Here is a 24,823-nt window from a genome sequence, read left to right on the forward strand (position 1 = left end):
TCACATCGCTTCGTCGATAATGGTCTGCTCTTCTTCGGCCGCTTCCTTGATGCTGTCGGCAGGCGACTGGCCGTCAAGCAGCACACGGTTCGCCATGTCGATGGCGACCTGACGCTGTGCCGATTCATCGACAAACAGCGTGGTATGGGCGTAGTCGAGGCCCTTCAGGAACGGTCCGTAGATCGGGTTGGAAACGTTCTCGTCGGTCAGCGCCACCTCACGCTTGGCCGGCAGCTCGCCGACAACCTCCAGCCAGACTTCCATGGCTTCAGGCGAGGTCAGATAGGTCAGGAACTTTTCGGCGGCCTCAAGCTTCTCGCCCTCCACCTTGGCACCGATGCCATTGGCGAAGTAGCTCGAATAGTTCGAGCGCATGCCGTCGGCATTCGCCGGCAATTCGGTCACGCCCCAGTCGAAGTCGGTGATCTGGCCGAAGGAACCGAGACGGAAGGTGCCATCGATGGTCATGCCGGCGCGGCCGCCCTTGAAGGCCGCCTGGGCCTCATCCATGAAGCCCGCCTGCCCGACCTTTTCCTCAAGCTGCAGGTTGGTATAGAATTCCAGGGCTTCCGTGCCCTCCGGGCTGTCATAGGTCACCTTGCGGTAATCGTCCGTGTAGGGAACGCCGCCGAACTGGCGCACCAGCACTTCGCGCCACCACTGGTGATCCTGGCCGCCCATGTCGAGCGTCATGCCTTCGGTGGTGATGTTGCCGGCGTCGTCATGCTTGGCAATCGCCTTGGCGGCGGCAACCATGTCGTCCAGTGTCTGCGGCGGGCTATTCGGATCGAGGCCGTTCTCCTCGAACAGCTTCTTGTTGTAGAACAGCGCCAGCGAGCGCACCGCCGTCGGCAGGCCGTAATACTCGCCGTCGCGCTTCATCGCGGTCACGATCGGGAAGAACTCGCTTTCGATCGCATCATGCGGAAAGGCATCCTGCGGAAGCGGCTGCAGCAGGTTGCCGGCAACGAACTTGTCGAGCCAGCCATAGAAGAGCTGCATGACATCCGGGCCCTTGCCGGCCATGTTGGCGGCGACGATACGGGTCTGGTAGTCGGCATAGGGGAAGGTCGTCTGCTTGACGGTGATATCTGGATTGGCTTCCTCGAACTTCTCGATCAGCTGATCCATCGCGTTGACGCGCGTCTCGTAGATATACTGCCAGTATTCGATCTCGACCGCATTGGCCGAACCGACGGAAAAAAGGCTGATACCGGACATCAGCCCGGCGAGCAAAAGTGCCTTGCGCATTGAAATCTCTCCACTTCCCTTGACGATCACCATGGACCTTCAGGGCTTTTGTTCCCGAAAAGCCGTCACCCCTCTCAGGTTGCGGCCTGCTCAGCGCCCGCTTTTACAGTGCGCCTGGGCGCCATTGCCGGCACCTCTCCTTTACGGTCGCGTGACATCAGGGTTTTGTCAATAAGATAATCTACTTGAATTAATATATTGACGTTAGAAAGGTCGCGCATCAGACTGAGGCCATAAGAGAGCGGAACGCATGAACGAAAAGACGCGCGGACAGTTCGCCATCGGCAACAATCCGGAACGCAACAGGGAACACAATCGCCGGGTCGTGCTCGACATCGTGCGTCAGCACGGCATGCTCGGCCGCATGGAGATCGCGCGCCAGACACAGCTGACGGCGCAGGCGGTTGCCAATATCGTCGATGATCTCGTCGGCTCCGGTCTCCTGATCAGCACCGGCAGGCGCCGTTCCGGCCGCGGCCAGCCGCCGATCCAGTTTGCCGTCAATCCCGAAGGCGCCGCCACCATCGGCGTTGAGATCGCCACCGACCAGATGGTCGTCACCGTGCTCGATCTGACCGGCGTGCTCCGCTACAAGCGCATCATACCGCTCACCGATCTGACACCCGAACGCTGCCTGCCCGTCTTTGCCCTGGAAGTGGAGCGCGCCCGCAAGTCCTTCGATGCGCCGCTTCTCGGCGTCGGCGTCGTCATGCCCGGCCCGTTCGGCATCGAAGGCATGAGCTTCGTCGGCCCGACGACGCTTCCCGGCTGGAGCGGCATTGATGTGAAGGCGGCACTGACGGAGGCCTGCGGCATCGAGGTCGCGCTTGAAAACGATGCAGCGGCCGCCGCCGTCGCCGAGCGGCTATTCGGCGCAGGCCATTCGATCGCGCACTTCTGCATGCTCTATTTCGGCACCGGCATCGGGCTGGGCATGATCCAGGACGGCGCGCCTTATCGCGGCGCCTTCGGCAATGCCGGCGAGATCGGCCATGTGCCGGTCGTGCCCTCCGGCCGTCTCTGCCCGTGTGGTCAGCGCGGCTGTCTCGAGCGCTATGCCTCGCTGCATGCACTGCACGAGAAATTCGATCAAAGTGGTAGAGAATGGCCACAGGCTTATGAAATCGAAAAGCTTTTCCAATCCGGAGACACGGTCGTTGAAGCCTGGGTCGATGAGGCAGCGGCGCATCTTTCAACCGTAGTCGGCTTGCTCGAAAACATCTTCGATCCGGAAACAATCATCTTCAGCGGCGCGTTTTCGGACGCCATCATGGATGCCGTCATCGCCCGCATGCCCGCGCTGCCGCCCTCTGTCGCTGCCCGCGCCGAGCGCGCCCTGCCGCGTGTGATGCGCGGTCAGACGGGACAGTATACGGCCGCCCTGGGCGCCGCCGCCCTGCCGCTCTTCGAAATCCTGACGCCAAAGCTCGAAACATCGCCACCCGATCAGCAGGTGGCCTGAAACACCAACGGGGACCAAAATGCTCACGCCGCGCCAACGCATCGAACAGGAAATGTCGTCGTCTGCCCATGTGCGGCTCTATCGGGCACTCACCCGCCTGACATCGCCCGTGACGATGATGAACACCGGCGCGCATCCCGATGACGAGCAATCGGGCCTCCTTGCCTGGCTCAGCCTCGGGCTTGGCATGCGCGTCATCATCGCCTGCTCGACACGCGGCGAAGGCGGGCAGAACGTTCTCGGCCCGGAGCGGCTCGGCGCGCTCGGCGTGCTCAGAACCCGCGAACTGGAAGAAGCGGCCCGCGCGCTCGATGCCGATATTCACTGGCTCGGCCACGGATCGGAGGACCCGGTCCACGATTTCGGCTTTTCGAAGGATGGCGACGCCACCTTCGCGCGCTGGGGCGAGGACCGCATCGTCGAGCGGATGGTGCGTGCTTATCGTGCCGAACGGCCCGATATCGTGCTGCCGACCTTCCTCGACGTGCCCGGCCAGCACGGCCACCACCGCGCCATGACACGGGCCGCCGAGACCGCCATCCGCCTTGCCGCAGACGAGACCGCCTACCCGGAACATTTCGCCGAGGGGCTGAAGCCGTGGAAGGTCGCGAAATACTATCTGCCGGCGTGGTCCGGTGGAGGCGGCACCTATGACGACGACCTGCCCCCGCCGCCGGCGACGCTGACGATCGACGTTGATGGCAAGGATCCGGTGACCGGCGCCGACTTCGATCGCATCGGCGAGTGGTCGCGCTACTGCCACGCCTCGCAGGGCATGGGGCATTGGCCGGAGCGGCCGGACCACCGCTGGCAACTGCATCTTCTGCTCGGGGAGAGTGGTAGCGTGCCGGAAGCGGCCATTCTCGATGGCCTGCCCACCTCGCTTGCCGCCCTTGCCGAGAGCGGCAGGCTCCACGATACACTCGCCGCCGCCGATGCCGCGATTGCCGCAGCGATCACGGCCTTTCCCAACGCCAGAACGGTGCAGAAATGCCTCGCCGAGGCGCTGTCTCAGATCGAAGCGGCCGAAGGCCTTGTCGATGAAGCTTTCGACGCGCGCCACAGTCACCGCCTTGCCCGCAAACGCGCCGAGATCGCCGCAGCGCTGATCGAAAGCGCCGGCCTCTTCGAGCGTGCCTTCGGCGATGCCGATTATCTTTCGCCGGGCGGATCCGCGACGCTGTCCACCGTTCTTGCCGAAGGTGCGTCAGCGGAGGTCACGCCCAATCTGCCCGCCGGCGTGCAGGTGGCCGAGTCGCGCGACAAGGACGGCATCCGCACGTTCACGCTTGCGGCCGCGGCCGACGCTCCGCTCTCCAATCAGTATCCGCCGCTCTGGTCCTCGCTCGGCGGAAACGGGCCGGTTTCGGTGACGCTGAAAGCGACCATCGCCGGATGCCAGGTGGCGAAGGCCTTTGATCTCGAAACCCCGCTCCCGCTTGCGCCGGCACACTCAGTGGCTCTGAAACCGAACGCGTTTATCGTTCCGCTTCAACAGCTTCCAATGAAACTCTCATTTTCCGCAGACACCGATCTACCCCTTCACTTCAACGCCGAAGACGGCTTCGGAATCGTGCCGGATGGTGGTGAATTCACGGTTCAGGTTCCGCAGGCCGAAACGCCGGGCCTCACGGTCTTGACGCCAGAGATCGACGGCAAGCCGGCGGCGAATATCGCCAGCTTCACCTACCCCCATATCGGCAAGAACCGCTTCATCCGGCCGGAGACGCTGAGCATCCTGACGCTGGATCTGAAACTGCCGGACGGCGCGAAGGTCGGTTATGTCAGTGGTGGCGCAGACAATGTCGGCACTTGGCTGAGCCGCATGGGCCTCGATGTCACCGAACTCGACGCCAATGCCCTTTCCGGCGATCTGTCGCGGTTTACCACCATCGTCATCGGCATCTTCGCTTTCGGCACCCGGCCCGACCTCGCGGCCGCGACGATGAAGCTTCACCGCTTCGTGGAGGATGGCGGCCATCTCGTCACGCTCTATCATCGCCCCTCCGATGGCTGGTCCCCGGAGACGACGCCGCCGCGCTATCTGAAGATCGGCACGCCATCGCTGCGCTGGCGCGTGACCAACCCGGCCGCCGATGTCGATGTGCTTCTGCCGGATCACAAGCTGCTGAAGGGACCGAACCCGATCGGCCCGGACGACTGGGCCGGGTGGCACAAGGAACGCGGGCTCTATTTCTCGGCCGAATGGGACGACGCCTACGAACCGCTTCTTGCCATGCATGACGAAGGCGAAAAGCCGCTTCATGGCGCCCTCGTCTCCGCGCCCATCGGCAAGGGCCGGCACACCCATACAAGCCTTGTGCTGCATTACCAGATGGACCGGCTCACCCCCGGCGCCTTCCGGCTGATGGCAAACCTCGTGCAGCCGGCGTGAGCGCCGGGGCCGCGACACCCGAGACGAAGAATTCGGCAAGCCAGGGCATCGCCTGGCTTCTGACCGACATGGCGCTGGTCACCTTCATGAGCGCGCTGGTAAAGGCGAACAGCGTCGCCTATCCTGCGATCCAGCTCGTCTTCATCCGCGCGCTGATCGGCCTGCTGTTCATCCTGCCGATGATCATCCGCAACCGCGCTGAACTCACCAATATGCGCTATCCGCTGCGCAATGCGTTTCGCGTCACGTGCAACGCGATCGCCCTCACCTCGAATTTCCTGGCCTTTGCCATGCTGCGGCTGGTGATGGTCAATGCGCTCGGCTTCACCCGCCCGCTGGTGACCATGGGGCTTGCCGCCCTGCTGCTTGGGGAAAGAGTGAGCCGGCTTCGCTGGCTCGGCGCCGCCCTTGCATTCGGCGGCGCGCTGATCATCGTCTCGCCCGATGAGATCGCGCTCAACCCCGGCATATTCGTGGTCATTGCCAGCATCGTCTTCGGCGCCACGGCAACGATCCAGACCCGACGGCTGAAGGATGAGAGCACCATCGTGATGATGGTCTTCTACACGGTCGGCCTCGCCCTTCTCACCGGCATACCGGCCGTCATCCTGTGGCAGCCCGTGCCGCTTTCGCACTGGCCGGTGCTGGCGCTGATCGGGCTTCTGGCCCAGGCGGGACAATATTGCTGGCTGCGGGCCTATCAGAAGAGCGATGCCAGCGTGCTCGCTCCGTTCGGCTATCTTTCGGTGTTCTTTGCCGCTGCTGCCGGCTTCTTCTTCTTCGGTGAAATCCCCCCGCCCCGCATCTTCATCGGCGTCGCAGTGATTCTCGTCGCGCTTCAAGGCACCCGGTGGATCGAAGGGCGGCGTCGGATATGAAAATGCCCGCGCGAAGGGCGCGGGCATGAATTTTCGGGCGATTGCCTGAAGTCAGGCGTAGGCGACGTCCTGGCCGGCAGCAAGCGCTTCCGAGACGACGCGCGAGGTCTGGCGCGCCAGAACGATTTCCTCGTCCGTCGGGATCACGCGCACTTCGACGCGGCTTTCCGGGCAGGAGATGATCTCGGCGTTGGCATTGTTGGCTTCATCGTCGAGCTGCACACCGAGCCAGGCAAGCCGCTCGCAGATCAGCTTGCGGATGACCGGCGAGTTCTCACCGATGCCGGCGCTGAAGACCAGCGATTCCATGCCCTGCATGGTGGCGACCATGATCGAGAGTTCGCGGCAGGCGCGGAAGACGAAGAGGTCGATCGCCTTCTTGGCATTCGGGTCTTCGCTCGCCATGAGCACGCGCAGGTCACCGGAAATGCCGGAGACGCCGAGCAGGCCGGACTTGTAGTAGAGCATATGCTTGATTTCTGCCGGCGAAAGATTTTCGGCTTCCATCAGCGTCAGCACCAGACCCGGGTCGACGGTGCCCGAACGTGTGCCCATCATCAGGCCTCCGAGCGGCGTCAGACCCATCGTGGTGTCGATCGCCTTGCCGTTGCGCATCGCGCACATCGAGGAACCGCTGCCGAGGTGGGCCACCACGGTCCGCTTCTTCACCAGATACTCCGAAATCTCGCGCAGGCGATCGGCAATGTAGGTGTAAGACAGGCCATGGAAGCCGAAGCGGCGATAGCCCTTGGCTTCATATTCCAGCGGAATCGGGTAGCGCGCGGCGCGCTCGTCGATATTGACGTGGAAGGCGGTATCGAAGCATGCGACCTGCGGGAGGTCGGGTCGAATGCGGCGGAACAGCTTGATCGAGGCAAGGTTGGCCGGCTGGTGCAGCGGGCCCATCGGGATCAGCGTTTCGAGATATTCGACGATTTCGTCATTGAGCAGCACCGGATCGGCAAAGCGTCCGCCGCCGTGAAGAACCCGGTGACCGACGGCCTGGAGCGGCCGGCTGGCAGTATAAGGCTTGATGACGCTGAAAATGCGCTCGAGCATGTCTTCCTGCATGTGCTCGCCGATTTCCAGATCGAAATTGCAGATTTCCTTGCCGCCCGCTTCCTTGACGGACAGGTGCGGATTTTCGTTCACGCCGTCGAACTGACCGCGCAGAACCAGGGTGAATTTGTCCCCCTCGACTTCGTAGAGACGAAACTTGAGGCTGGATGACCCGGCATTCAGTGCCAGAATTGTGCCATTCATAATCGCTATCCAAAAAATGGGTGCGCACCGCCTTGGGAGTGGCGGTGCGCACCGGCTTCAACTTATTGGATCAGCCCTTGGGATAAGGCCATTTCCAATCGAGAATCTCCGGCATGTCTTGACCATGCTCGCGGACATAATCGTGGTGTTTGGCGCGCATTTCCTTGAGATAGTTCAAAGCGGCCGCACCTCTTTCACCAAATCCACCGGCACGTTCGATCGCATCCATCGCCAGATGGTAGCGGTCAAGGCGGTTCTGGACAACCATGTCGAACGGAGTCGTCGTCGTTCCCTCTTCAACATAGCCACGAACGTGGATGTTGTTGTGGTTGTGACGGCGATAGGCCAGACGATGGATCAGCCAGGGATAGCCGTGATAGGCGAAGATAACCGGCTTGTTCTCGGTGAAGATCGCATCGAAGTCCGCGTCGCGGATACCATGCGGATGCTCTTCCTTCGGCTGCAGGGTCATCAGGTCAACAACGTTGACGACCTTGACCTTCATTTCCGGCAGCTTCTGACGAAGAAGATCGACAGCGGCCATCATTTCCAGCGTCGGGACATCACCGGCAGCGGCCATGACGACGTCAGGCTCCTCGCCTTCCGGCACATTGCTTGCCCACTTCCATTCACCGAGACCGGCATCGCAATGAACGATGGCTTCCTCGATCGACAGCCACTGCGGCTGCGGCTGCTTGCCGGCAACGATGACGTTGACGCGGTTGTAGGTCCTGAGGACGTGGTCGCCGACCCACAGAAGGGTGTTGGCATCCGGCGGGAAATACGTGCGGACGACGTCGGCCTTCTTGTTGACGACGTGGTCGATGAAGCCCGGATCCTGGTGGCTGAAGCCATTGTGGTCCTGACGCCATACATGCGAGGTCAGAAGATAGTTGAGCGATGCGATCGGCTTGCGCCATGCCATCGTGCGCGTGGTCTTCAGCCATTTTGCATGCTGGTTGAACATCGAGTCGATGATGTGGATGAAGGCTTCGTAGCACGAGAACAGGCCGTGACGACCGGTCAGCAGGTAACCTTCGAGCCAACCCTGGCAAAGATGTTCGCTGAGCACTTCCATGACACGGCCGTCGCGGGCGACATGTTCGTCATAGTCGAGGATTTCGCCCATGAACACGCGCTCGGTGACATCGAACACATCCTGCAGGCGGTTCGACGCGGTCTCATCCGGACCGACGATACGGAAGTTGCGCTCGTCGGCGTTGAGGCGCATGACCTCCTTCAGCAGCATGCCGAGGCGCTTGGTCGCCGAGGTCATGACAGCGCCGGGCTGGGTGACGTCAACCGCGAGTTCGCGGAAGTCCGGCATGATGAGGTCCTTGCGCAGGAGACCGCCGTTGGTATGCGGATTGGCGCTCATGCGCAGTTCGCCCTGCGGTGCCAGAGCCTTCAGTTCGGGCAGAAGCGCACCGTTTTCGTCGAACAGCTTTTCGGGAGCGTAGCTTCTCATCCAGTCTTCGAGCTGGCTGCGGTGATCGGCATTCTCGCGGGCTTCGGCGATCGGAACCTGGTGGGCGCGCCAGAAATCCTCGACCTTCTTGTTGTCGACGAACTTCGGACCGGTCCAGCCCTTGGGGCTTCTCAGGATGATCATCGGCCAGCGCGGCATTTCATAGCAGGTGCCTTCGGCGCGAACCGTACCCTGGATCTCGCGGATGCGGGCGTAGCACTCTTCCATGACCTCGGCCATGCGCTGGTGCATGTATTCCGGCTCGTTACCTTCGACGTAGAAGGGCTCATAGCCATAGCCGCTGAACAGATCCGTCAGGTCCTTCTTGCTCATGCGGGCAAGAACCGTCGGGTTGGCGATCTTGTAGCCGTTCAGGTGCAGGATCGGCAGAACCGCGCCGTCATTGATCGGGTTCAGGAACTTGTTCGAATGCCACGAAGCGGCAAGCGGGCCGGTTTCGGCTTCACCGTCACCAACAACGCAGGCGACGATCAGATCGGGGTTGTCGAAGGCTGCGCCATAGGCATGAACCAGTGCGTAACCGAGTTCGCCGCCTTCGTGGATCGATCCAGGCGTTTCAGGTGCCACGTGGCTCGGGATGCCGCCGGGGAACGAGAACTGCTTGAACAGCTTGCGCATGCCCTCTTCGTCTTCAGTGATCTCCGGATAGACTTCCGTGTAGGTACCGTCGAGATAGGCGTTCGCGACAAGGCCGGGGCCGCCATGGCCGGGGCCGCAAATGTAGATCGTGCTGGCCTTGTACTTGTTGATGATGCGGTTGAGGTGAACATAGATAAAGTTAAGGCCGGGGGTCGTGCCCCAGTGGCCGAGAAGGCGCGGCTTGACGTCGGTATCGGCAAGTCCGCCCTTCAGCAGGGGGTTGTTCATCAGATAGATCTGGCCGACAGACAGATAATTGGCCGCCTGCCAGTAACGATGCATCAGATCCAGTTCCTCCTGCCCCAGGATATTCTGGGTGCTGTCAGGTACGATCTGTTCCATGTCGATTTCCCCTTTTCGAAATCAAAGTGGCGTTTAAATCGATTTGCTATATCCCCCGACGGCGCTTCGGATCACATGACCTAAATCAAGCAGGCGCCGGGAGACGATATTTTCACGCTGCCGTCACAGTGGGGTTTCGAAGAATTCAGCTCTGTTCCCCCCGGCTTACGGCGTCAACGATATCAAAAGTTTTCGCGCTTTCAATAACTTGACGAATGCAAATTCGATTGTCCCGAATTTAGTTCCGTAAAGATGTCAGCCTGTTGACGGTCCGATATTTTTTTCAGCCTTTCGGCTGGCGCAGAAATTACGTCCCGGCACTCGACGCCGCCGCGTGGTTCTGGCATGTGCTGGGCAACACGGCCTCCGCGCTGAACGCGCCCGGATGGCCTTCCCCTTCGGCGGAAGACATCTACCGCCGCGACGAACCGGTTGAGATCAATGTCCGAATCACAGAACGCACACAAGCCCATCCATGTCATCGGCGGCGGCCTCGCCGGATCGGAGGCAGCATGGCAGATCGCCAATGCCGGCATCCCGGTCATTCTGCACGAAATGCGCGGCATACGCGAGACCGCGGCGCATAAAACTGACGGCCTTGCCGAGCTCGTCTGCTCCAACTCCTTCCGCTCGGATGATGCGACCAGCAATGCCGTCGGCGTGATCCATGCCGAAATGCGGCTTGCGGGTTCGCTGATCATGGCCTCGGCCGATGCCCACCAGGTTCCCGCCGGTGGCGCGCTGGCGGTCGATCGCGACGGCTTTTCCGCCGCCGTCACGGCGAAGCTCGCCGAACACCCGCTGGTGACGATCGTGCGCGAGGAGATCGCAACGTTGCCGCCGGAAGACTGGGACCAGGCGATCATCGCCACCGGCCCCCTCACCGCGCCCGCCCTTGCCGAAGCGATCCAGGAGAAGACCGGCCGCGAGGCGCTGGCCTTCTTCGACGCAATCGCGCCGATCGTCTACCGCGACACCATCGACATGGACATCTGCTGGTACCAGTCGCGTTACGACAAGGTCGGCCCCGGCGGCACGGGCAAGGACTATATCAACTGCCCGATGGACGAAGCGGAATACAACGCCTTCATCGACGCGCTGATCGCCGGCGACAAGACCGACTTCAAGGAATGGGAAGGCACGCCCTATTTCGACGGCTGTCTGCCGATCGAAGTGATGGCCGAGCGCGGACGCGAAACGCTGCGCCACGGACCGATGAAGCCGATGGGTCTCACCAATGCCCACAACCCCGACGTCAAGCCCTATGCCGTTGTCCAGCTCCGCCAGGACAATGCTCTCGGCACGCTCTACAACATGGTCGGCTTCCAGACCAAGCTGCGCTACGGCGCACAGAAGGACGTGCTGCAGATGATCCCCGGCCTCAAGGAGGCCGAATTCGCCCGCCTCGGCGGCCTGCATCGCAACACCTATCTGAATTCGCCGATCCTGCTCGACGGAACGTTGGCCCTGAAGGGCCGCCCCGGTCTGCGTTTCGCCGGCCAGATCACCGGCTGCGAGGGCTATGTCGAGAGCGCCAGCATCGGCCTCCTCGCCGGCCGCTTCGCCGCCGCCGAACGGCTTGGCCGCGCTCCCGTCGCGCCGCCGCCGGAAACCGCGCTCGGCGCCCTGCTCGGCCATGTCACCGGCGGCCATATCGCGCATGAAGAGGAAGGCGGAAAACGCTCGTTCCAGCCGATGAACGTCAACTTCGGCCTGTTTCCGGAGCTCGAGCCCGGCGCCCTGATCGACCCCGAGACCGGCAAGCGGCCGCGCGGCAAGGCGAAATCGATCGTCAAGAAGCAGGTGATGGCCAAGCGCGCGCTCGATGCCTGCAAGGCATGGCTCGGCGCTTGACGCACTGCAGAGCCGTCCCTTAACCGGGCGGCTCAGCGTGCGTTCAGCATCCAGGTTGAAACGTCGGCCGCGTCCTGCTCGGTGCGGAAGTGGTAATTGGCGGAGAAGAATTCCTGTTCCGGGAAATCGACCTGCAGGCCGTTTGCCTCCGGCAACGCGCGCAGGCGATATTCGCTCTGCTTGACGATGATCGCCTGGCCCTTGCCGCGGCGGGTGCGGAAAAGGCCGATGCGACCATCCGAGAGGCTGAAGAAGAAGGCTTCGAGTTCCGTATCGCCGATCACCTGCACGACCCGCTCATCCGGAAACGAACGGCGGAATTCCGCCGACGCCCAGGCATTGGCCTCGTCGATATCGATCCCTTCGGATGGCTTTAGCGCTTTCGCCCGGCCGAAAACATAAAAACCCACGGCAACCACCACGATGGCGATGGCGATCCAGCCCCAAGTTTCCATTCGCAACCTTCCTTCCCCGGAACGGTCTGTCGGTTTTCTATCCCATCGATGTGCGGGAGGACCCGTTCCTGCGCGGCAGGCCGGAACGGCCCGTTTATGGTGTGAAAAGCATATGGATCAAAGCTTACGAAATAGCAAAGACCGCATCATCCCAAGCTGTCGACGCCACTGCGGCGCAATCAGCGGCTGAGCGAACACATTTTCACCCAAAGCCTCGGCCTTTACAAGAACGTTCTCGCTGACAGACATGGGCAGGTAGGCCGGCACCAGCGAGGCCGGCAGGCGACCTGCCGCCCTGAATTTCGCCAGATGCTCCCGTCCGAAGGCCGCAAAGGCGCGCACGGCGTGGCCGACGCGCTCGCTGTCACTGCCGATCAGAAAGGTTTCGCGGTCGAGGCCGGTGGCGCCGAGAATATCGGCCGGTACAAAGACCTGGCCTGCGGCGCGATGCCGCGGCATCAGCAACAGGGCACCGGCCACCGCCTGCGCGACGCCGCCGTGACCGGCCGAATCGCTGTGGGTCGCAGCGGTGGCACTGTCGAGAACGAGACTCGCAAGCTGGATCAGCGCGGACGCGGTCTCGCCGGCATAGCCCTCGAAATCGGTCGTGCTGCTCATCGGATCATCGTAAAGGTCGAAGATGCGCGCCTCGGTCATGCCGACAAGGGCGCGCCGCGGCAGGTTATGGGCGTGGATGGTTTCCATCAGCGCGGCGGCCAGGGGATTGGCCTCCGTCTCGCCATGGCTCTCCCCTTCGATGAGATCACGCCAGTATTGCAGGCGCACTTCGCCGGGCAGCGGCTCGCTCACGCGCTCGCGCACCCGCGCGAGCTCCGCATTGAAGCCATAGAGCGCGGCCAGCGCATGGCGCTTGTCCTCGGGCGAAAGCAGCGTCGCGAGATAACGGTCACGATCGGCGGCGCGAAGCTCGCCCAGAAGCATGTCCCGTGTTTCGGTTGCCTCGGCCAATGGAGTGCCTTTCGTCAGACGGCGACAAGCGCTGCTGCGACCGCCCGGGATTCCTCGAGGAGAATGTTGTAGGTGCGCACCGCGGCGCCGGTATTCATCGGATCGGCGGAGACACCCTTCTCGCGCAGGGCATCCCTCAGCGCCCGCGGCAGCATCACCAGGTCGTTGCCGGTTCCGACCAGCAGCACCTCGATCTCGCCGGCCTGCTGCAGGATACGGTCGAAGCTTTCGATCGAGAAGTCCTGAGGCCCGGCAATGTCCCAGCCATGAATACCCGAGGGCAGGCACAAGATCGAACCGCGATGCGACATGTCGGCAAAGCGGAAACCGCCATTGCCATATGTATCGATCGGCGCACGTCCGGGGAAATGCGCCTTCCGGATTTCGATGCCAGGTGCCATGGCGTCAGACCTTGGCCTCCGTGCCGGCTGCTTCCGCCGCGTCCTCGTCCTTCTTCTTGAAGGTGTCGGGGCGCAGCCGGAAGGCGATCAGCACAGGTGCCGCGATATAGATCGACGAATAGGTGCCGATCGCGACGCCGAACAGCATGGCGAAGGTGAAGGAACGGATGACCTCGCCGCCAAACACATAGAGCGCGGCAAGCGCCAGCATCGTCGTCACCGCCGTCAGGATGGTACGCGACAGCGTGTGGTTGATCGAGATATCGATCAGCTCCGGCAGCGGCATCTTCTGATAGCGTCTGAGGTTTTCACGCACGCGGTCGTAGACGACCACCGTATCGTTCAGCGAATAGCCGACGATGGTCAGCACGGCGGCGATACTGGTGAGATTGAACTCCACTCCTGTCAGCACGAAGATACCGATGGTCAGCAACACGTCATGCGCCGTGGCGATGATGGCGCCGACGGCGAACTGCCACTCGAACCGGAACCAGATGTAGATCAGGATCGCGGCAAGCGAGGCGAGAACGCCGATCGTGGCCGAACGCGTCAGCTCGCCGGAGACGACCGGCCCGACGACCTCGACACGCGAGAAGGTGTAGTCGTTCTGCAGCGCATCACGCACCTTGGCAATCGCACTCTGCTCGGCATTGGCACCGCCGCCTTGGGCGGGAATGCGGATCAGCGCGTCCGATTCGGCGCCGAAGCCCTGCGCCTGCACCGCGCCGATATTGAGTTCGTTGACCGTCGAGCGGATTTGGCCGAGATCGGCCGTGCCGTCCTTGGCCTCGACCTGCACGACGGAGCCGCCGGTGAAGTCGATGCCGAGGTTCATGCCATGGACGCCGAAGCCGACGACAGAGGCAACCGTCAGGATCGCCGAGGCCGCGAACGAAATCCGGCGAAAGTTCATGAAGGAGAAGTTGATGCCGTCAAACATGCCGGTGCGGATGCCCTTCGGCAGTTCCTTCGGCCGGCGGCGACGCACCCACTCGGAAATCATCCAGCGCGTTAGGTAGTAGGCGCTGAAGATCGTGGTGATGATGCCGATGGCGAGCGTGACGGCGAAGCCGCGAACCGGACCCGATCCGAGGAAGAACAGGATCACCGCGGCGATCAGCGTCGTTACGTTGGCGTCGATGATGGTGCCGAAGGCGCGCGAGAAGCCAGCGTCAATCGCCTGAACCAGATTGCGCCCGTTCCGTCGCTCCTCGCGGATACGCTCGTAGATCAGCACGTTTGAGTCGACCGCCATACCGATGGTCAGCACGATACCGGCGATACCCGGCAGCGTCAGGGTGGAGCCGATCAGGCTGAGGATGGCGATCAGCAGCACGATGTTGAAGAACAGGGCGATGTTGGCGATGAGGCCGAACATTCCGTAGAAAACCATCATGAAGACGACGACGGCAGCGGCACCGATGACCGAGGCCATGACGCCGGCGCGGATCGAATCGGCACCGAGGCTCGGGCCGACGGTGCGTTCCTCGACCACCGTCAGCGTCGCCGGCAGCGCACCGGCGCGCAGCAGGACGGCAAGGTCGTTGGCGCCCTGAACCGAGAAGTTGCCGGAAATCTGGCCCGAACCGCCAAGGATCGGTTCATTGATGACCGGAGCAGAGACGATCTGGTCGTCGAGCACGATGGCGAAGGGACGGCCGACATTCTGCTGGGTTGCCTGGGCAAAGCGCTGGGCGCCGCGCGAATCGAAGCGGAAGTTGACGACCGGCTCGTTGGTGCGCTGGTCGAAGGATGCCTTGGCGTCGACAAGATCTTCGCCCGAGATCAGCGCCCGCTTCTCGATCACATACGGTACCGGCGGGTCATCCATCGAATAGAGCACCTGGTCGCCGGCCGGCGGACGGCCTTCGATGGCATCCTGCGGCGACACGGTGGTGTCGACCATGTGGAAGGTCAGCTTGGCGGTCTTGTTCAGAAGCGCCTTCAGGCGCTGCGGATCGCTGAGGCCCGGTACCTGCACGATGATGCGGTCGTCGCCCTGGCGCTGGATGAGCGGTTCCGTGGTGCCGAGTTCATCGACGCGGCGGCGCACCACCTCGATCGACTGCTCGACGGCGGAGCGCATGCGATAATTGATGCCGGCATCCGTCAGCGTCAGCCTGAAGAGGCCATTGCCGTCATCGGTGATCGACACTTCCTGGAAACTGCCGCCATTCAGCGTGCCGGCATTGATGTATTCCGCCAGCGGCTCCAGCGCCGTCTGCGCCGCCTGATACTGCGCCGGATCGGTGATGCGGACCTGTGCGGTCTCGCCCGTGCCGGAAAGGCCGGTGTAGCGGACCTGGGCATCGCGCAGATCGGAGCGCATGTCATCGACCAGCGTGTTCATCCGGTCGGCGACGATATCGCTGCGATCGACCTGCAGCATGATGTAGGAACCGCCCTGAAGGTCGAGACCGAGCGTGACCTTGCTGTCAGGAACCCAGCCGGGAAGCTTGGCCAGTTGCTGGTCGGAAAACAGGTTCGGCACGGCAATGACAATGCCCAACACCACGACTAGCCAGATAAAAAGGGTCTTCCAGCGGGAAAAGTACAGCATGAAGGTCTCGGTTCGTCCGTTTCAGATCGGTCGGCTGCGCTCTTGAGGGCGGCGCCGTAACAAGACGCGGCCCGCAGCTCAGGCGAAAGCCTGAAGCCAGCGGGCAGCAGTCAATACATGCGGTTCCGGCACGCGGCGCTTCTGAACAAAGCGGCGGCCGGACACAGCATCAGGCCTTGGCCTTCGGATCTTCGGTCTTGACCGGCTCACCCTTGACCCGGACCTCGGAAACGTAGCTGCGCATGATGCGGGTGCGGATGCCTTCGGCGATTTCGACCTCGAGTTCGTTGTCGTCAACGACCTTGGTAACCTTTCCGACGATGCCACCGGCGGTTACGACCTGGTCGCCGCGACGGATGGCCGAAAGGGTCTCCTGCCGCTTCTTCGCCTGCCGGCGCTGCGGCCGGATCAGCAGGAAGTACCAGATGGCCATCAGCGGCACGAACAGGAAAATCATTTCCAGACCGGAGCCCATCGGGCTACCGGCGCCTGCCGCCTGGGCGTAAGCCGTGCTAAACATGTCGCTCAAAACTCCTCAAACCATTACCGGGGCTCAGGCCCCACGATGTGTCGCCGGTATATAGTCGGAGGCCCGTTCAATGCAAACAAAAGCGTTCGGCGAATGGCTTGTTTTGCTGCCGACTGGCCATTTTTCCCCGGATTCGCCCTTGCGCGGGCCGCGAAAAACGAAAATCTGGCAACAGTTAAGCCACCCGGAAGACAGTGGAGATGAAATTGGGCAAGGAAACGACAAAGGCTCTGATGGCCGAAATGAGACGCATCGCCGATGCGCTGGATCGCATGGCCGGCCCCGCCCCGCGCGAAAGTGACCTCGATGCGGCCGACTGTTTTGTCTGGAAACCGGAAACCTCGTATCTCGCGCCCGTGCCGCGGCCGGCCCGCGTCTCGCTGTCGCTGATCCGCGGTGTCGATCACGTCCGCGACATCCTCTACGAAAACACGCTCCGCTTCGCGGAGGGCTTTCCCGCCAACAACGCTCTGCTATGGGGCGCGCGCGGCATGGGCAAGTCCTCGCTGGTCAAGGCCATCCATGCCGAGATCGCCGACGACAGGAAATTGCCGCTGAAGCTGGTCGAACTCTACCGAGAGGATATCGGCACACTTGCCACCCTGCTCGACATCCTCAAGGGCTCGCAATACCGCTTCCTGCTGTTTTCGGACGACCTGTCCTTCGATCATGACGACGCGGCCTACAAGTCGCTGAAGGCTGCGCTCGACGGCGGCGTGGAAGGCCGGCCGGAGAATGTCCTGCTCTACGCCACGTCCAACCGCCGCCACCTGATGCCGCGCGACATGATCGAGAACGAGCGTTCCACCGCCATCAATCCATCGGAAGCGGTCGAGGAAAAGGTTTCGCTCTCCGACCGTTTCGGCCTCTGGCTCGGCTTCCACAAATGCAGTCAGGACGATTACCTGGCAATGATCGACGGCTACGCCGCCCATTTCGGCCTGGAGGGCGACGACCTTCACGCCGAAGCCCTCACCTGGGCCACCACCCGCGGCGGCCGCTCCGGCCGCGTCGCCTGGCAGTTCATCCAGGACATCGCAGGACGCCAGCGCAAACATCTGACTTTTTAGACTTTTCCACTTTGAGCTCCAAAAGCAACGGCGCGCCCGGAACTTCCGGACGCGCCGCTGAAGGCTCAAAAATGAGACCAGCCTTTACCCGTTCAGATACTGCATCGGGTCGACAGCCTTGGTGTTTTCGCGGACCTCGAAGTGAACCATCGGCCGCTGGGCCTTGCCGGTCATACCGGAGACAGCGATGGTCTGGCCGCGCTGGACGCTGTCGCCGCGCTTGACGTTCAGCTGCTCGGCATAGCCGTAAACCGTCACCCGGCCGTCGTCATGGCGGATCAGGATGGCATTGCCGTAATCCGAAAGCCCATCATCGGCATAGACGACAACGCCGTTCTCCGCCGCCTTGATCGGGGTTCCGGCGGGAACCGAGATATCGATACCCTCGGAGATGCTATCGCCATCCGCCTGGCCGAAGCTGACCACCACGGCGCCCTTGGCGGGCCAGCGATAGGTGGAAATTCCCGTTCCTTCAGGGACAGCCTCGCCGGCATCGGGGCGCACGGCAGCCTCCTCGACCACGGCCTTCTGTTCGACGGCCGGCGGCTGATAGGGCTTCGGATTGTCGGAGGCGGCGGCCTGTTGCTGGGGCGCGGCAGTCTGCGGCTGGCTCTGTGGCGTTGCGGCCGTCTGCACAGGTTCGACCGGCTGGGGCGGAGCGGCCCCGGTCGGGATCACCAGCTTCTGACCGATGCGGATATTGGTGTTCGAAAGCCCGTTCGCGGCCTTCAGCGCATCGACCGTGACGCCGTTGGCGACCGCGATCTTGTAGAGGCTGTCGCCGCTCTGCACCGTATAGGTACCGCCCTGAGGCGCACTGCCGGCACCGCTCTCGTTGGTGCGCGATGCAGTAGCGCTCGAAGACTGCACGCCCTCGCGGGTTGTCGGTGTCGTCGGGAGAACCGCGACACGCTGGTCCGGCGTGTTCGTCGGCGCCGGTTGCGGCGTCGTCGGCACGAGACCCTGCGACTGGCTGGCAGTCTTGGCGACACCCGGCTGAGTGGTCAGCATCGGCACAAGCAGAACCTGGCCGGGCCGCACCTGCGAGGCGCTGGTCATGCCGTTGGCGCTGAGGATATCCTGTTCGGAAACGCCGTTGCGGGCGGCGAACTGGGAAAGCGTCTCGTCGCCACGAAGCATCACCCGCTTGGTCGCGACATCCTGCGTCTGCGAAGGAAGCGTGCTCGGTGCGCCAACGGAAGGCTGGCTATAGGTGGTGGAGGGATTGGCCGGCTGGGCAAGCGCTGCGGTCTGGACCGGCTGGCTCGGCGGCGGCAGTGAACTGCTCTGCACCGAAACCGGCGTTGTCGCCATGCGCGCGCCGGAACCGGCGGTCGTTGCGGTGTTGATCGGCTGACGGCTGACCACGGGATCGCCGTATGTCTGCGCCGTCTGATAGCCACCACCGCCGACATTTTCCGGGGGAACGAGCTGCTGATAAGTGGGACGCGGAGCCACCGAGCCCGTTGTCATGGTATCGGGACTGCCCCCAAAACGGGCGCTCTCGGAGCTGCAACCGGCTGCCAGAACGGCTAGTGCCGAAACGAGCATGAAACCTTGTGTTGCCTTGCCGACTTCCGGCATACCAGAAATACGCATGAACCGACCTGTACGCTAGAACTGAAACTGCACTGGTTTTAAACGCAACACAGTTACCGTCGGGTTAAAGGCCCGCGTTTTGCCAAAATTTCCGTCAGGTCGACGATCAGAGCGATTTGGAAACGCCGCGCTCAGCTGCGAGATAAGGCACTTCGAACAGATCCTGTCGTTCGAACCGGCTGCCAATCCGCGTCATGCGCACCATCAGTGGCGGCGCGCCTTCGCGCAGCAGCGGCGCCATGATGACGCCGTTGGAGACGAGTTGCTCGACACGGGCACGGGGAATTTCGGGAAGCGCGACGGTGTAGAAGATGCGGTCGAAGGTGCCCTCGCCGCTCAGCCCCTCGCGGCCATCGGCCTGGCGCAGGACCACGCTCCTGAGGCCGAGCTCGCTCATCCGCTGGCGGGCATTTTCCGTCAGCGTGCGATAGCGCTCGACGCTGAGAACCCGCTCGACGATGCGGCCGATGATGGCGGCAGTGTAACCGGAACCGGTTCCCACCTCCAGCACCCGCTGCCCAGGCTTCAGCCGCAGGAGATCGAGGAGGCGGATGGCGAGATCGGCACTTTCCATGAAGGCGCCGCATTCGATCGGAAGCGAGCGCCCGCTATAGGCATAGGGCGTCAGATGCGACGGGGTGAACAGCGAGCGCGGCGTCGCCTCGACGGCGGCCAGGAGATCGAGATTGGTCACGCCGCTGCTTCTGAGCTGCATGACCAGGGCTGCGAACCCCTCGCGTTCCTGAAGCTTGGTAGCCACCTGATTCTCTTTCACGATTTGCCGAGAGCTTTCGTGATCCTGTCGCGAACCGCGTAATCGGTCAAGTCGAGCTTCAGCGGCGTGACGGAGATGTAGTTGTCGTGCACGGCCTCAAGATCGCTGTCGGCATCGAAATCGGCGAGACGCTCGCGGAAGCCGAGCCAGTAATAGGGCAGACCGCGGCCATCGGCACGCTTTTCCACCGTCAGGCCCGATTCGAGCTTGCCCTGCGTCGTCACCCTGGTGCCCTTCACCGCCTCCGGCGCGCAGGCCGGGAAATTGACGTTGAGGAAGGTGCCTTTCGGCAGCTCCAGCGTCATGAGCTTCTTCAGAAGGGCCACGGCGTGACGCTCGCCGACTTCCCACGGGAAGCTGCGGCCGTTCTCGTAGATGCCCTCCTGGCTGAGCGCGATAGAGCGCACACCCTGGAGCGTGCCCTCGATGGCGGCGGCGATGGTGCCGGAATAGGTGACGTCATCGGCCATGTTGGCGCCTGAATTGATGCCGGAGAGAATCAGATCGGGCGGACCGGGCAGCACTTCGCGCACCGCCATGATCACGCAGTCGGTGGGCGTGCCGCGCAGCGCATATTGCTTCTCGCCGTATTGGCGCAGCCGCAGGGGCTCCGACAGGGTCAGCGAATGCGCAAGCCCGCTCTGGTCAGTCTCCGGCGCCACCGTCCAGACGTCGCCGGAAAGTTGCGCAGCAAGGCTCTGCAGCATTTCAAGGCCGGGGCCATGAATGCCGTCGTCATTGGTCAACAGGATACGCATGGTTCAGCCCTGTGCCTCGATCTTCGTCAGGCCACCCATATAGGGCACCAGAACCTCCGGCACCGTGACGGAACCATCCTCGTTGAGGTAGTTCTCGACAACCGCGATCAGAGCACGGCCGACGGCGACGCCGGAACCGTTCAGCGTGTGCACGAAGGTGGTCTGCTTTTCGTCCTTCGCCCGGTAGCGCGCATTCATCCGCCGCGCCTGGAAATCGCCGCAAACCGAGCAGGACGAAATCTCGCGATAGCTGTTCTGCCCCGGCAGCCAGACCTCAAGGTCGTAGGTCTTGCGGGCCGAAAAGCCCATATCACCCGTCGAAAGCGCCATCACCCGATAATGCAGGCCAAGCTTCTTCAGCACGTCCTCGGCGGCCGACGTCATCCGCTCCAGCTCGTCGAGCGATGATTCGGCATCGGTGATCGAGACCATCTCGCACTTCAGGAACTGGTGCTGGCGCAGCATGCCGCGCGTGTCGCGCCCTGCAGAACCCGCCTCCGAGCGGAAGCAATAGGTGAGCGCGGTGTAGCGCAGCGGCAGCTTTTCTGCCGGCAGGATTTCACCGGCCACCAGATTGGTGAGCGGCACTTCGGCCGTCGGGATCATCCAGCGATCCTCCGAGGCCCTGAACAGATCGTCGGCGAATTTCGGGAGCTGCCCCGTTCCATAGAGGGCTGTATCACGCACCAGAAGCGGCGGGCTGACTTCCTCATAGCCGTGCTCGCCGGTGTGCATGTCGATCATGAACTGGCCGAGCGCGCGTTCCAGTCGGGCAAAGGCGCCGGTCAGCACCGTGAAGCGCGAGCCCGAAAGCTTCGCCGCCCGCTCGAAATCCATGCCGCCAAGGGCCTCGCCGATCTCGAAGTGCTCCTTCGCCGGGTGATTCCAGCCGGGCTTCTTGCCCCACTGGCGGACCTCGACATTATCGGCCTCATCTTTGCCGACCGGCACATCGGCAAGCGGAACATTGGGGATGCCGGCAAGCAGCGCGTCAAGCGCGGCGCTCGCCGCCCGCTCCTCTTCCTCGGCCTGCGGCATGGTGGTCTTGATCTCGGCCACCTCGGCCTTCAGCTTTTCCGCGGTCTCCGTATCCTTGCGGCCCATCGCCGCGCCGATTTCCTTCGAGGCGGCGTTGCGGCGGGATTGCATGTCCTGGAGACGCTGAACCACGGAACGGCGCTTCTCATCAAGTTCGACGATCTTTTCGGCGAGCGGTTCGGCACCGCGCGCAGCAAGCGCCTTGTCGAGCGCCTCCGGGTTTTCGCGAATCCATTTGATATCGAGCATCGTTCCAGCTTTCTGACAAAGAAAAAACCGCCGGCGTTCATTCCGCCGGCGGCCCACTTGTGCCCAACTCGCCCTGAAAGCGCAAGATATGCGCTCTGGCTTTGTCGGTTAAACTGTATCGTCTTCGGCTGCTTCCGTCTCTTCGGTCTCCGGCTTGCGGCCACGCTCGACCAGCTTGGCGGCATAGATCGCCACTTCGTAGAGCAAGAGGGTGGGAAGCGCGAGGCCGAGCTGTGACAGCGGATCGGGCGGCGTCAGCACGGCGGCGACGATGAAGGCGATGACGATCGCAAACTTGCGCTGCTTGGCGAGCCACTTGGCATTGGTGAGGCCGGCGCGCGTCAAAAGCGTCGTGACCACGGGAAGCTGGAACACCAGCCCGAAGGCCAGCACCAGCGACATGATCAGGCTCAGATATTCCGAAACCTTCGGCAGCAGAGAAATCGCCACCTCGCCGCCTTCCGGCGCCTGCTGCATGCCGAGGAAGAACAGCATCACCATCGGGATCAGGAAGAAATAGACGATCGCACCACCGATGATGAACAGGACGGGAGACGCGATCAGGAAGGGCAGGAAGGCCGACCGTTCGTTGCGGTAAAGACCGGGGGCAACGAAGGAATAGACCTGGAAGGCGATCACCGGGAAGGCGATCAGCAAGCCGCCGAAAAATGAGATCTTGATCTGGGTAAACAGGAATTCCTGTGGGGCGGTGTAGATGAGCTGCATCTTTTCCGGATCGAAGCCGGACCAGATGACGGCCCATTTATAGGGCAAAACCAACAGGTTGAAGAGATCTTTGGCGAAGAAGAAACAGATCAGGAAACCGATGAAGAAGGCCGCGAGCGACCACACCAGCCGCCGGCGCAGCTCCATCAGATGCTCGATCAGCGGCTGCGGCTTGTCTTCGATATCGTTGCCGGCACTCATCAGCTGCCCCTCCGCTTGCCGGAACTCTTCGATTTGACCGGTCGCGCGACGGGCTTGAAGCCCGGCTTGCGGCTGACGAGACTCTTCTCCTGGCGGACGGACACCAGCGCGACGTCCTCAGCCTCTTCCTTCTTGCTGACCTTGTCGAAGATGGTGACGGGGTCGAGCTTCGGCGCGTTGCCGGGTGTGGGATAGGAGGTCTTGGGAAGTTCCGGACCATCGGCCTTGGACGGCACCTTGGTCTCGAGCGAGGTCGACTTCTTCAAATCTTTCTGAAGATCACGCGCGGTCTGCCGCAAGGGGTTCATCGCGTCGCGCAGCTGATTGGCGGGGTTGAGCTTCCGCACATCCCGCATGGCCGCCGAGACATCTTCCATATCCGCCTCTTTCAAGGCGTCATCCATCTGCGACCGGAAGTCCGAAGCCATGCGCCGGAACTGCGTCATCGTCTTGCCGAAGGTTCTGAGAACGTGGGGCAGCTCCCTCGGGCCGACGACGACAATCAGCACGATTGCCACGACGAGCAGCTCCGTCCAGCCAATGTCCAGCATTCAAATTCTCCTGAAGGCAGCCGCGGGCTGCCCCGCGGTCAGCCCTGCTTGGTCTCGTCGGCCTTGTGCTCGACAGTCTTGTTGCTGTCGGAAGGCTTCTCGTCCTCGTCGGCAATGCCCTTCTTGAAGCTGCGGATGCCCTTTGCGACATCGCCCATCAGCTCCGGAATCTTGCCACGGCCGAAAAGCAGAACGACAATTGCGAGAATGATCAGCAACTGCCAAATACCGAGATTACCCATAGGTCAGATACTCCTGTTTCCCTTTTGGTGTCTGGTTTATGACGTTTGATCAGGATTTTCAAACACCAAAATCGACTGAGGTGCCACTTCCACGAAAACCCTGACCGCGCCCTTCTGCAAAAGCCCGGCACCGATGCGGGCACGGATATGGTGACCATCGACCTGCAAATCCAGATGTTCGGCCGTGCCAAGATAGCGCCGACCGGTTATTTCAGCGGCAATCGCGCCGTCAGTCTGATGCGAAAGCACCCGAATGTCGGAGTGGCGCACGGCAATCGTAACCGGGCCATCGGGTCTGGAAATGGCCATCGCACCCAGCGGGGTCATCAGAGAGCCGCCCTCAACAACACCCGGCAAGATGTTGATTTCAGAAAAGAAAGAAGCCGCGAAAAGCGTCTCGGGATGAACGAAAAGATCGTGCGGCGTGCCCTGTTGCACCAAGGCGCCATCCTTCAGCAGAGCGATCCGGTCGGCCATGCCCATTGCCTCTTCCGGGTCGTGGGTAACGATGATGACGGTCGCGCCGCTTTCGCGCAGGATGGCCAGCGTATCGGCCCGCACCTGATCCTTCAGCCGGGCATCGAGTCCGGAAAACGGCTCATCCATCATCAGAACGGCAGGACGCGGCGCCAGTGCGCGGGCCAGCGCCACGCGCTGCTGCTCGCCACCGGAAAGCATGTGCGGGTACTTTCCCTCGTAACCGGCGAGCCCAACCCGAAAGAGCGCCTCGCGCGCAGCCTCGACCTGCTTCAGCTTCGGCAGATGCGCGAGCCCGAAGGCCACATTGGCGATGACGGTCATGTGCGGGAACAGGGCGAAATCCTGGAACATCAGGCCGATTCCACGCTTCTCAGGCGGCAGGAACGCCCCTGCCCCCGCCACTGTGGCGCCGTCGATCAGCAGCCTGCCGCCGCGCGGCATTTCAAGACCGGCGGCGATGCGCAGAAGCGTGCTCTTGCCGGAGCCGGAGGGACCGAGAAGGCAGAGCACCTCGCCCGGATGGGCCTCAAGCGTCACATCGGAAATGACATCACGGTGGTCATAGCCATGGCGGATGTTTTCGAACCGCAGCCGGGCCGCAGTCTGACCCATTTGGCGCGCCGCAACGTTCATGTTCGCTCCAGAGA

At 62.5% G+C, this 24,823-nt stretch carries 21 protein-coding genes; 5 read left to right on the plus strand and 16 right to left on the minus strand.

The features are described from left to right. Complete coding sequence (locus tag TM49_RS17975; protein WP_045685448.1) at window positions 1-1,251, minus strand: extracellular solute-binding protein; 1,251 nt, start codon at window positions 1,249-1,251, stop codon at window positions 1-3. A gap of 250 nt (window positions 1,252-1,501) precedes the next feature. On the opposite strand from TM49_RS17975, the gene TM49_RS17980 reads away from it, so the two are divergent. Genes TM49_RS17980 through TM49_RS17990 form a run of 3 tightly spaced genes read left to right on the plus strand, consistent with a single transcriptional unit; the run spans window position 1,502 to window position 5,986 of the window. Beyond that, complete coding sequence (locus TM49_RS17980; protein WP_045683270.1) at window positions 1,502-2,713, plus strand: ROK family transcriptional regulator; 1,212 nt, start codon at window positions 1,502-1,504, stop codon at window positions 2,711-2,713. Between the two features lie 19 nt (window positions 2,714-2,732). Further along, window positions 2,733-5,108, plus strand: coding sequence for a PIG-L family deacetylase (locus TM49_RS17985; RefSeq protein WP_045683271.1), 2,376 nt, complete (start codon window positions 2,733-2,735; stop codon window positions 5,106-5,108). After that, a complete protein-coding gene (locus TM49_RS17990; RefSeq protein ID WP_045683272.1) occupies window positions 5,105-5,986 on the plus strand; it encodes a DMT family transporter in 882 nt (293 codons plus the stop codon). Before TM49_RS17985 ends, TM49_RS17990 begins: the two co-directional genes overlap by 4 nt. Window positions 5,987-6,037: 51 nt before the next feature. Here TM49_RS17990 and TM49_RS17995 read toward each other — a convergent pair whose 3' ends face one another. Then, window positions 6,038-7,249 (minus strand): acetate/propionate family kinase, encoded by a 1,212-nt coding sequence (locus TM49_RS17995; protein WP_045683273.1) that lies wholly within the window; start codon window positions 7,247-7,249, stop codon window positions 6,038-6,040. 70 nt (window positions 7,250-7,319) lie between these two features. Continuing rightward, window positions 7,320-9,719: a phosphoketolase family protein gene (locus TM49_RS18000; protein WP_045683275.1), complete on the minus strand. Its 2,400-nt coding sequence runs from the start codon at window positions 9,717-9,719 to the stop codon at window positions 7,320-7,322. Window positions 9,720-10,160: 441 nt separating this feature from the next. On the opposite strand from TM49_RS18000, the gene trmFO reads away from it, so the two are divergent. Next, complete coding sequence (gene trmFO / locus TM49_RS18005; protein ID WP_045683277.1) at window positions 10,161-11,573, plus strand: methylenetetrahydrofolate--tRNA-(uracil(54)-C(5))-methyltransferase (FADH(2)-oxidizing) TrmFO; 1,413 nt, start codon at window positions 10,161-10,163, stop codon at window positions 11,571-11,573. A 32-nt stretch (window positions 11,574-11,605) separates the two neighbouring features. Here trmFO and TM49_RS18010 read toward each other — a convergent pair whose 3' ends face one another. The 5 genes from TM49_RS18010 to yajC form a co-directional block, all read right to left on the minus strand. After that, window positions 11,606-12,028 (minus strand): hypothetical protein, encoded by a 423-nt coding sequence (locus tag TM49_RS18010; protein WP_045683279.1) that lies wholly within the window; start codon window positions 12,026-12,028, stop codon window positions 11,606-11,608. A gap of 117 nt (window positions 12,029-12,145) precedes the next feature. Beyond that, on the minus strand, window positions 12,146-12,997 hold the full coding sequence (locus tag TM49_RS18015; RefSeq protein ID WP_045683283.1) for a phytoene/squalene synthase family protein: 852 nt from the start codon (window positions 12,995-12,997) through the stop codon (window positions 12,146-12,148). A 14-nt stretch (window positions 12,998-13,011) separates the two neighbouring features. Beyond that, window positions 13,012-13,398, minus strand: coding sequence for an Mth938-like domain-containing protein (locus tag TM49_RS18020; protein WP_045683285.1), 387 nt, complete (start codon window positions 13,396-13,398; stop codon window positions 13,012-13,014). A gap of 4 nt (window positions 13,399-13,402) precedes the next feature. Further along, the gene (gene secDF / locus TM49_RS18025; protein WP_045683287.1) at window positions 13,403-15,958 is read right to left on the minus strand and encodes a protein translocase subunit SecDF; all 2,556 of its coding nucleotides are present in this window, start codon (window positions 15,956-15,958) and stop codon (window positions 13,403-13,405) included. Between the two features lie 169 nt (window positions 15,959-16,127). Then, window positions 16,128-16,478 (minus strand): preprotein translocase subunit YajC, encoded by a 351-nt coding sequence (gene yajC, locus TM49_RS18030; protein WP_045683289.1) that lies wholly within the window; start codon window positions 16,476-16,478, stop codon window positions 16,128-16,130. A gap of 209 nt (window positions 16,479-16,687) precedes the next feature. Here yajC and TM49_RS18035 point away from each other — a divergent pair, with 209 nt between their 5' ends. Then, window positions 16,688-17,557: an ATP-binding protein gene (locus TM49_RS18035; protein ID WP_144409609.1), complete on the plus strand. Its 870-nt coding sequence runs from the start codon at window positions 16,688-16,690 to the stop codon at window positions 17,555-17,557. Between the two features lie 84 nt (window positions 17,558-17,641). Here the strand turns inward: TM49_RS18035 and TM49_RS18040 are convergent, their stop codons facing one another. From TM49_RS18040 to TM49_RS18075, 8 genes are all read right to left on the minus strand, one after another. Then, window positions 17,642-19,156: a peptidoglycan DD-metalloendopeptidase family protein gene (locus TM49_RS18040; RefSeq protein WP_045683291.1), complete on the minus strand. Its 1,515-nt coding sequence runs from the start codon at window positions 19,154-19,156 to the stop codon at window positions 17,642-17,644. Between the two features lie 106 nt (window positions 19,157-19,262). Continuing rightward, on the minus strand, window positions 19,263-19,916 hold the full coding sequence (locus TM49_RS18045) for a protein-L-isoaspartate(D-aspartate) O-methyltransferase (protein ID WP_082074925.1): 654 nt from the start codon (window positions 19,914-19,916) through the stop codon (window positions 19,263-19,265). Window positions 19,917-19,927: 11 nt separating this feature from the next. Continuing rightward, window positions 19,928-20,689: a 5'/3'-nucleotidase SurE gene (gene surE / locus TM49_RS18050; protein ID WP_045683293.1), complete on the minus strand. Its 762-nt coding sequence runs from the start codon at window positions 20,687-20,689 to the stop codon at window positions 19,928-19,930. A gap of 3 nt (window positions 20,690-20,692) precedes the next feature. After that, window positions 20,693-21,976: a serine--tRNA ligase gene (gene serS / locus TM49_RS18055; protein ID WP_045683295.1), complete on the minus strand. Its 1,284-nt coding sequence runs from the start codon at window positions 21,974-21,976 to the stop codon at window positions 20,693-20,695. A 108-nt stretch (window positions 21,977-22,084) separates the two neighbouring features. After that, window positions 22,085-22,903, minus strand: a complete 819-nt coding sequence (tatC, locus tag TM49_RS18060; RefSeq protein ID WP_045683296.1) for a twin-arginine translocase subunit TatC — start codon at window positions 22,901-22,903, stop codon at window positions 22,085-22,087. Next, complete coding sequence (gene tatB, locus TM49_RS22755; protein ID WP_052699928.1) at window positions 22,903-23,454, minus strand: Sec-independent protein translocase protein TatB; 552 nt, start codon at window positions 23,452-23,454, stop codon at window positions 22,903-22,905. The genes tatC and tatB overlap by 1 nt, the downstream gene beginning before the upstream one ends. Window positions 23,455-23,492: 38 nt before the next feature. Then, entirely contained in the window at window positions 23,493-23,696 is a 204-nt protein-coding gene (locus tag TM49_RS18070; protein WP_045683298.1) for a twin-arginine translocase TatA/TatE family subunit, read from the minus strand. Between the two features lie 36 nt (window positions 23,697-23,732). Then, on the minus strand, window positions 23,733-24,788 hold the full coding sequence (locus TM49_RS18075) for an ABC transporter ATP-binding protein (RefSeq protein WP_244464753.1): 1,056 nt from the start codon (window positions 24,786-24,788) through the stop codon (window positions 23,733-23,735). Between the last annotated feature and the right edge of the window lie 35 nt (window positions 24,789-24,823).

Source organism: Martelella endophytica (assembly GCF_000960975.1).
GTDB lineage: Bacteria > Pseudomonadota > Alphaproteobacteria > Rhizobiales > Rhizobiaceae > Martelella > Martelella endophytica.

Bases quoted from the DNA above. Each gene is read 5' to 3' on its own strand.
- TM49_RS17975 (WP_045685448.1), bottom strand. From the start codon at position 1,251: ATGCGCAAGGCACTTTTGCTCGCCGGGCTGATGTCCGGTATCAGCCTT.
- TM49_RS17980 (WP_045683270.1), top strand. From the start codon at position 1,502: ATGAACGAAAAGACGCGCGGACAGTTCGCCATCGGCAACAATCCGGAA.
- TM49_RS17985 (WP_045683271.1), top strand. From the start codon at position 2,733: ATGCTCACGCCGCGCCAACGCATCGAACAGGAAATGTCGTCGTCTGCC.
- TM49_RS17995 (WP_045683273.1), bottom strand. From the start codon at position 7,249: ATGAATGGCACAATTCTGGCACTGAATGCCGGGTCATCCAGCCTCAAG.
- TM49_RS18000 (WP_045683275.1), bottom strand. From the start codon at position 9,719: ATGGAACAGATCGTACCTGACAGCACCCAGAATATCCTGGGGCAGGAG.
- trmFO (WP_045683277.1), top strand. From the start codon at position 10,161: ATGTCCGAATCACAGAACGCACACAAGCCCATCCATGTCATCGGCGGC.
- TM49_RS18010 (WP_045683279.1), bottom strand. From the start codon at position 12,028: ATGGAAACTTGGGGCTGGATCGCCATCGCCATCGTGGTGGTTGCCGTG.
- TM49_RS18020 (WP_045683285.1), bottom strand. From the start codon at position 13,398: ATGGCACCTGGCATCGAAATCCGGAAGGCGCATTTCCCCGGACGTGCG.
- secDF (WP_045683287.1), bottom strand. From the start codon at position 15,958: ATGCTGTACTTTTCCCGCTGGAAGACCCTTTTTATCTGGCTAGTCGTG.
- yajC (WP_045683289.1), bottom strand. From the start codon at position 16,478: ATGTTTAGCACGGCTTACGCCCAGGCGGCAGGCGCCGGTAGCCCGATG.
- TM49_RS18035 (WP_144409609.1), top strand. From the start codon at position 16,688: ATGAAATTGGGCAAGGAAACGACAAAGGCTCTGATGGCCGAAATGAGA.
- TM49_RS18040 (WP_045683291.1), bottom strand. From the start codon at position 19,156: ATGCGTATTTCTGGTATGCCGGAAGTCGGCAAGGCAACACAAGGTTTC.
- surE (WP_045683293.1), bottom strand. From the start codon at position 20,689: ATGCGTATCCTGTTGACCAATGACGACGGCATTCATGGCCCCGGCCTT.
- serS (WP_045683295.1), bottom strand. From the start codon at position 21,976: ATGCTCGATATCAAATGGATTCGCGAAAACCCGGAGGCGCTCGACAAG.
- tatC (WP_045683296.1), bottom strand. From the start codon at position 22,903: ATGAGTGCCGGCAACGATATCGAAGACAAGCCGCAGCCGCTGATCGAG.
- tatB (WP_052699928.1), bottom strand. From the start codon at position 23,454: ATGCTGGACATTGGCTGGACGGAGCTGCTCGTCGTGGCAATCGTGCTG.
- TM49_RS18070 (WP_045683298.1), bottom strand. From the start codon at position 23,696: ATGGGTAATCTCGGTATTTGGCAGTTGCTGATCATTCTCGCAATTGTC.
- TM49_RS18075 (WP_244464753.1), bottom strand. From the start codon at position 24,788: ATGGGTCAGACTGCGGCCCGGCTGCGGTTCGAAAACATCCGCCATGGC.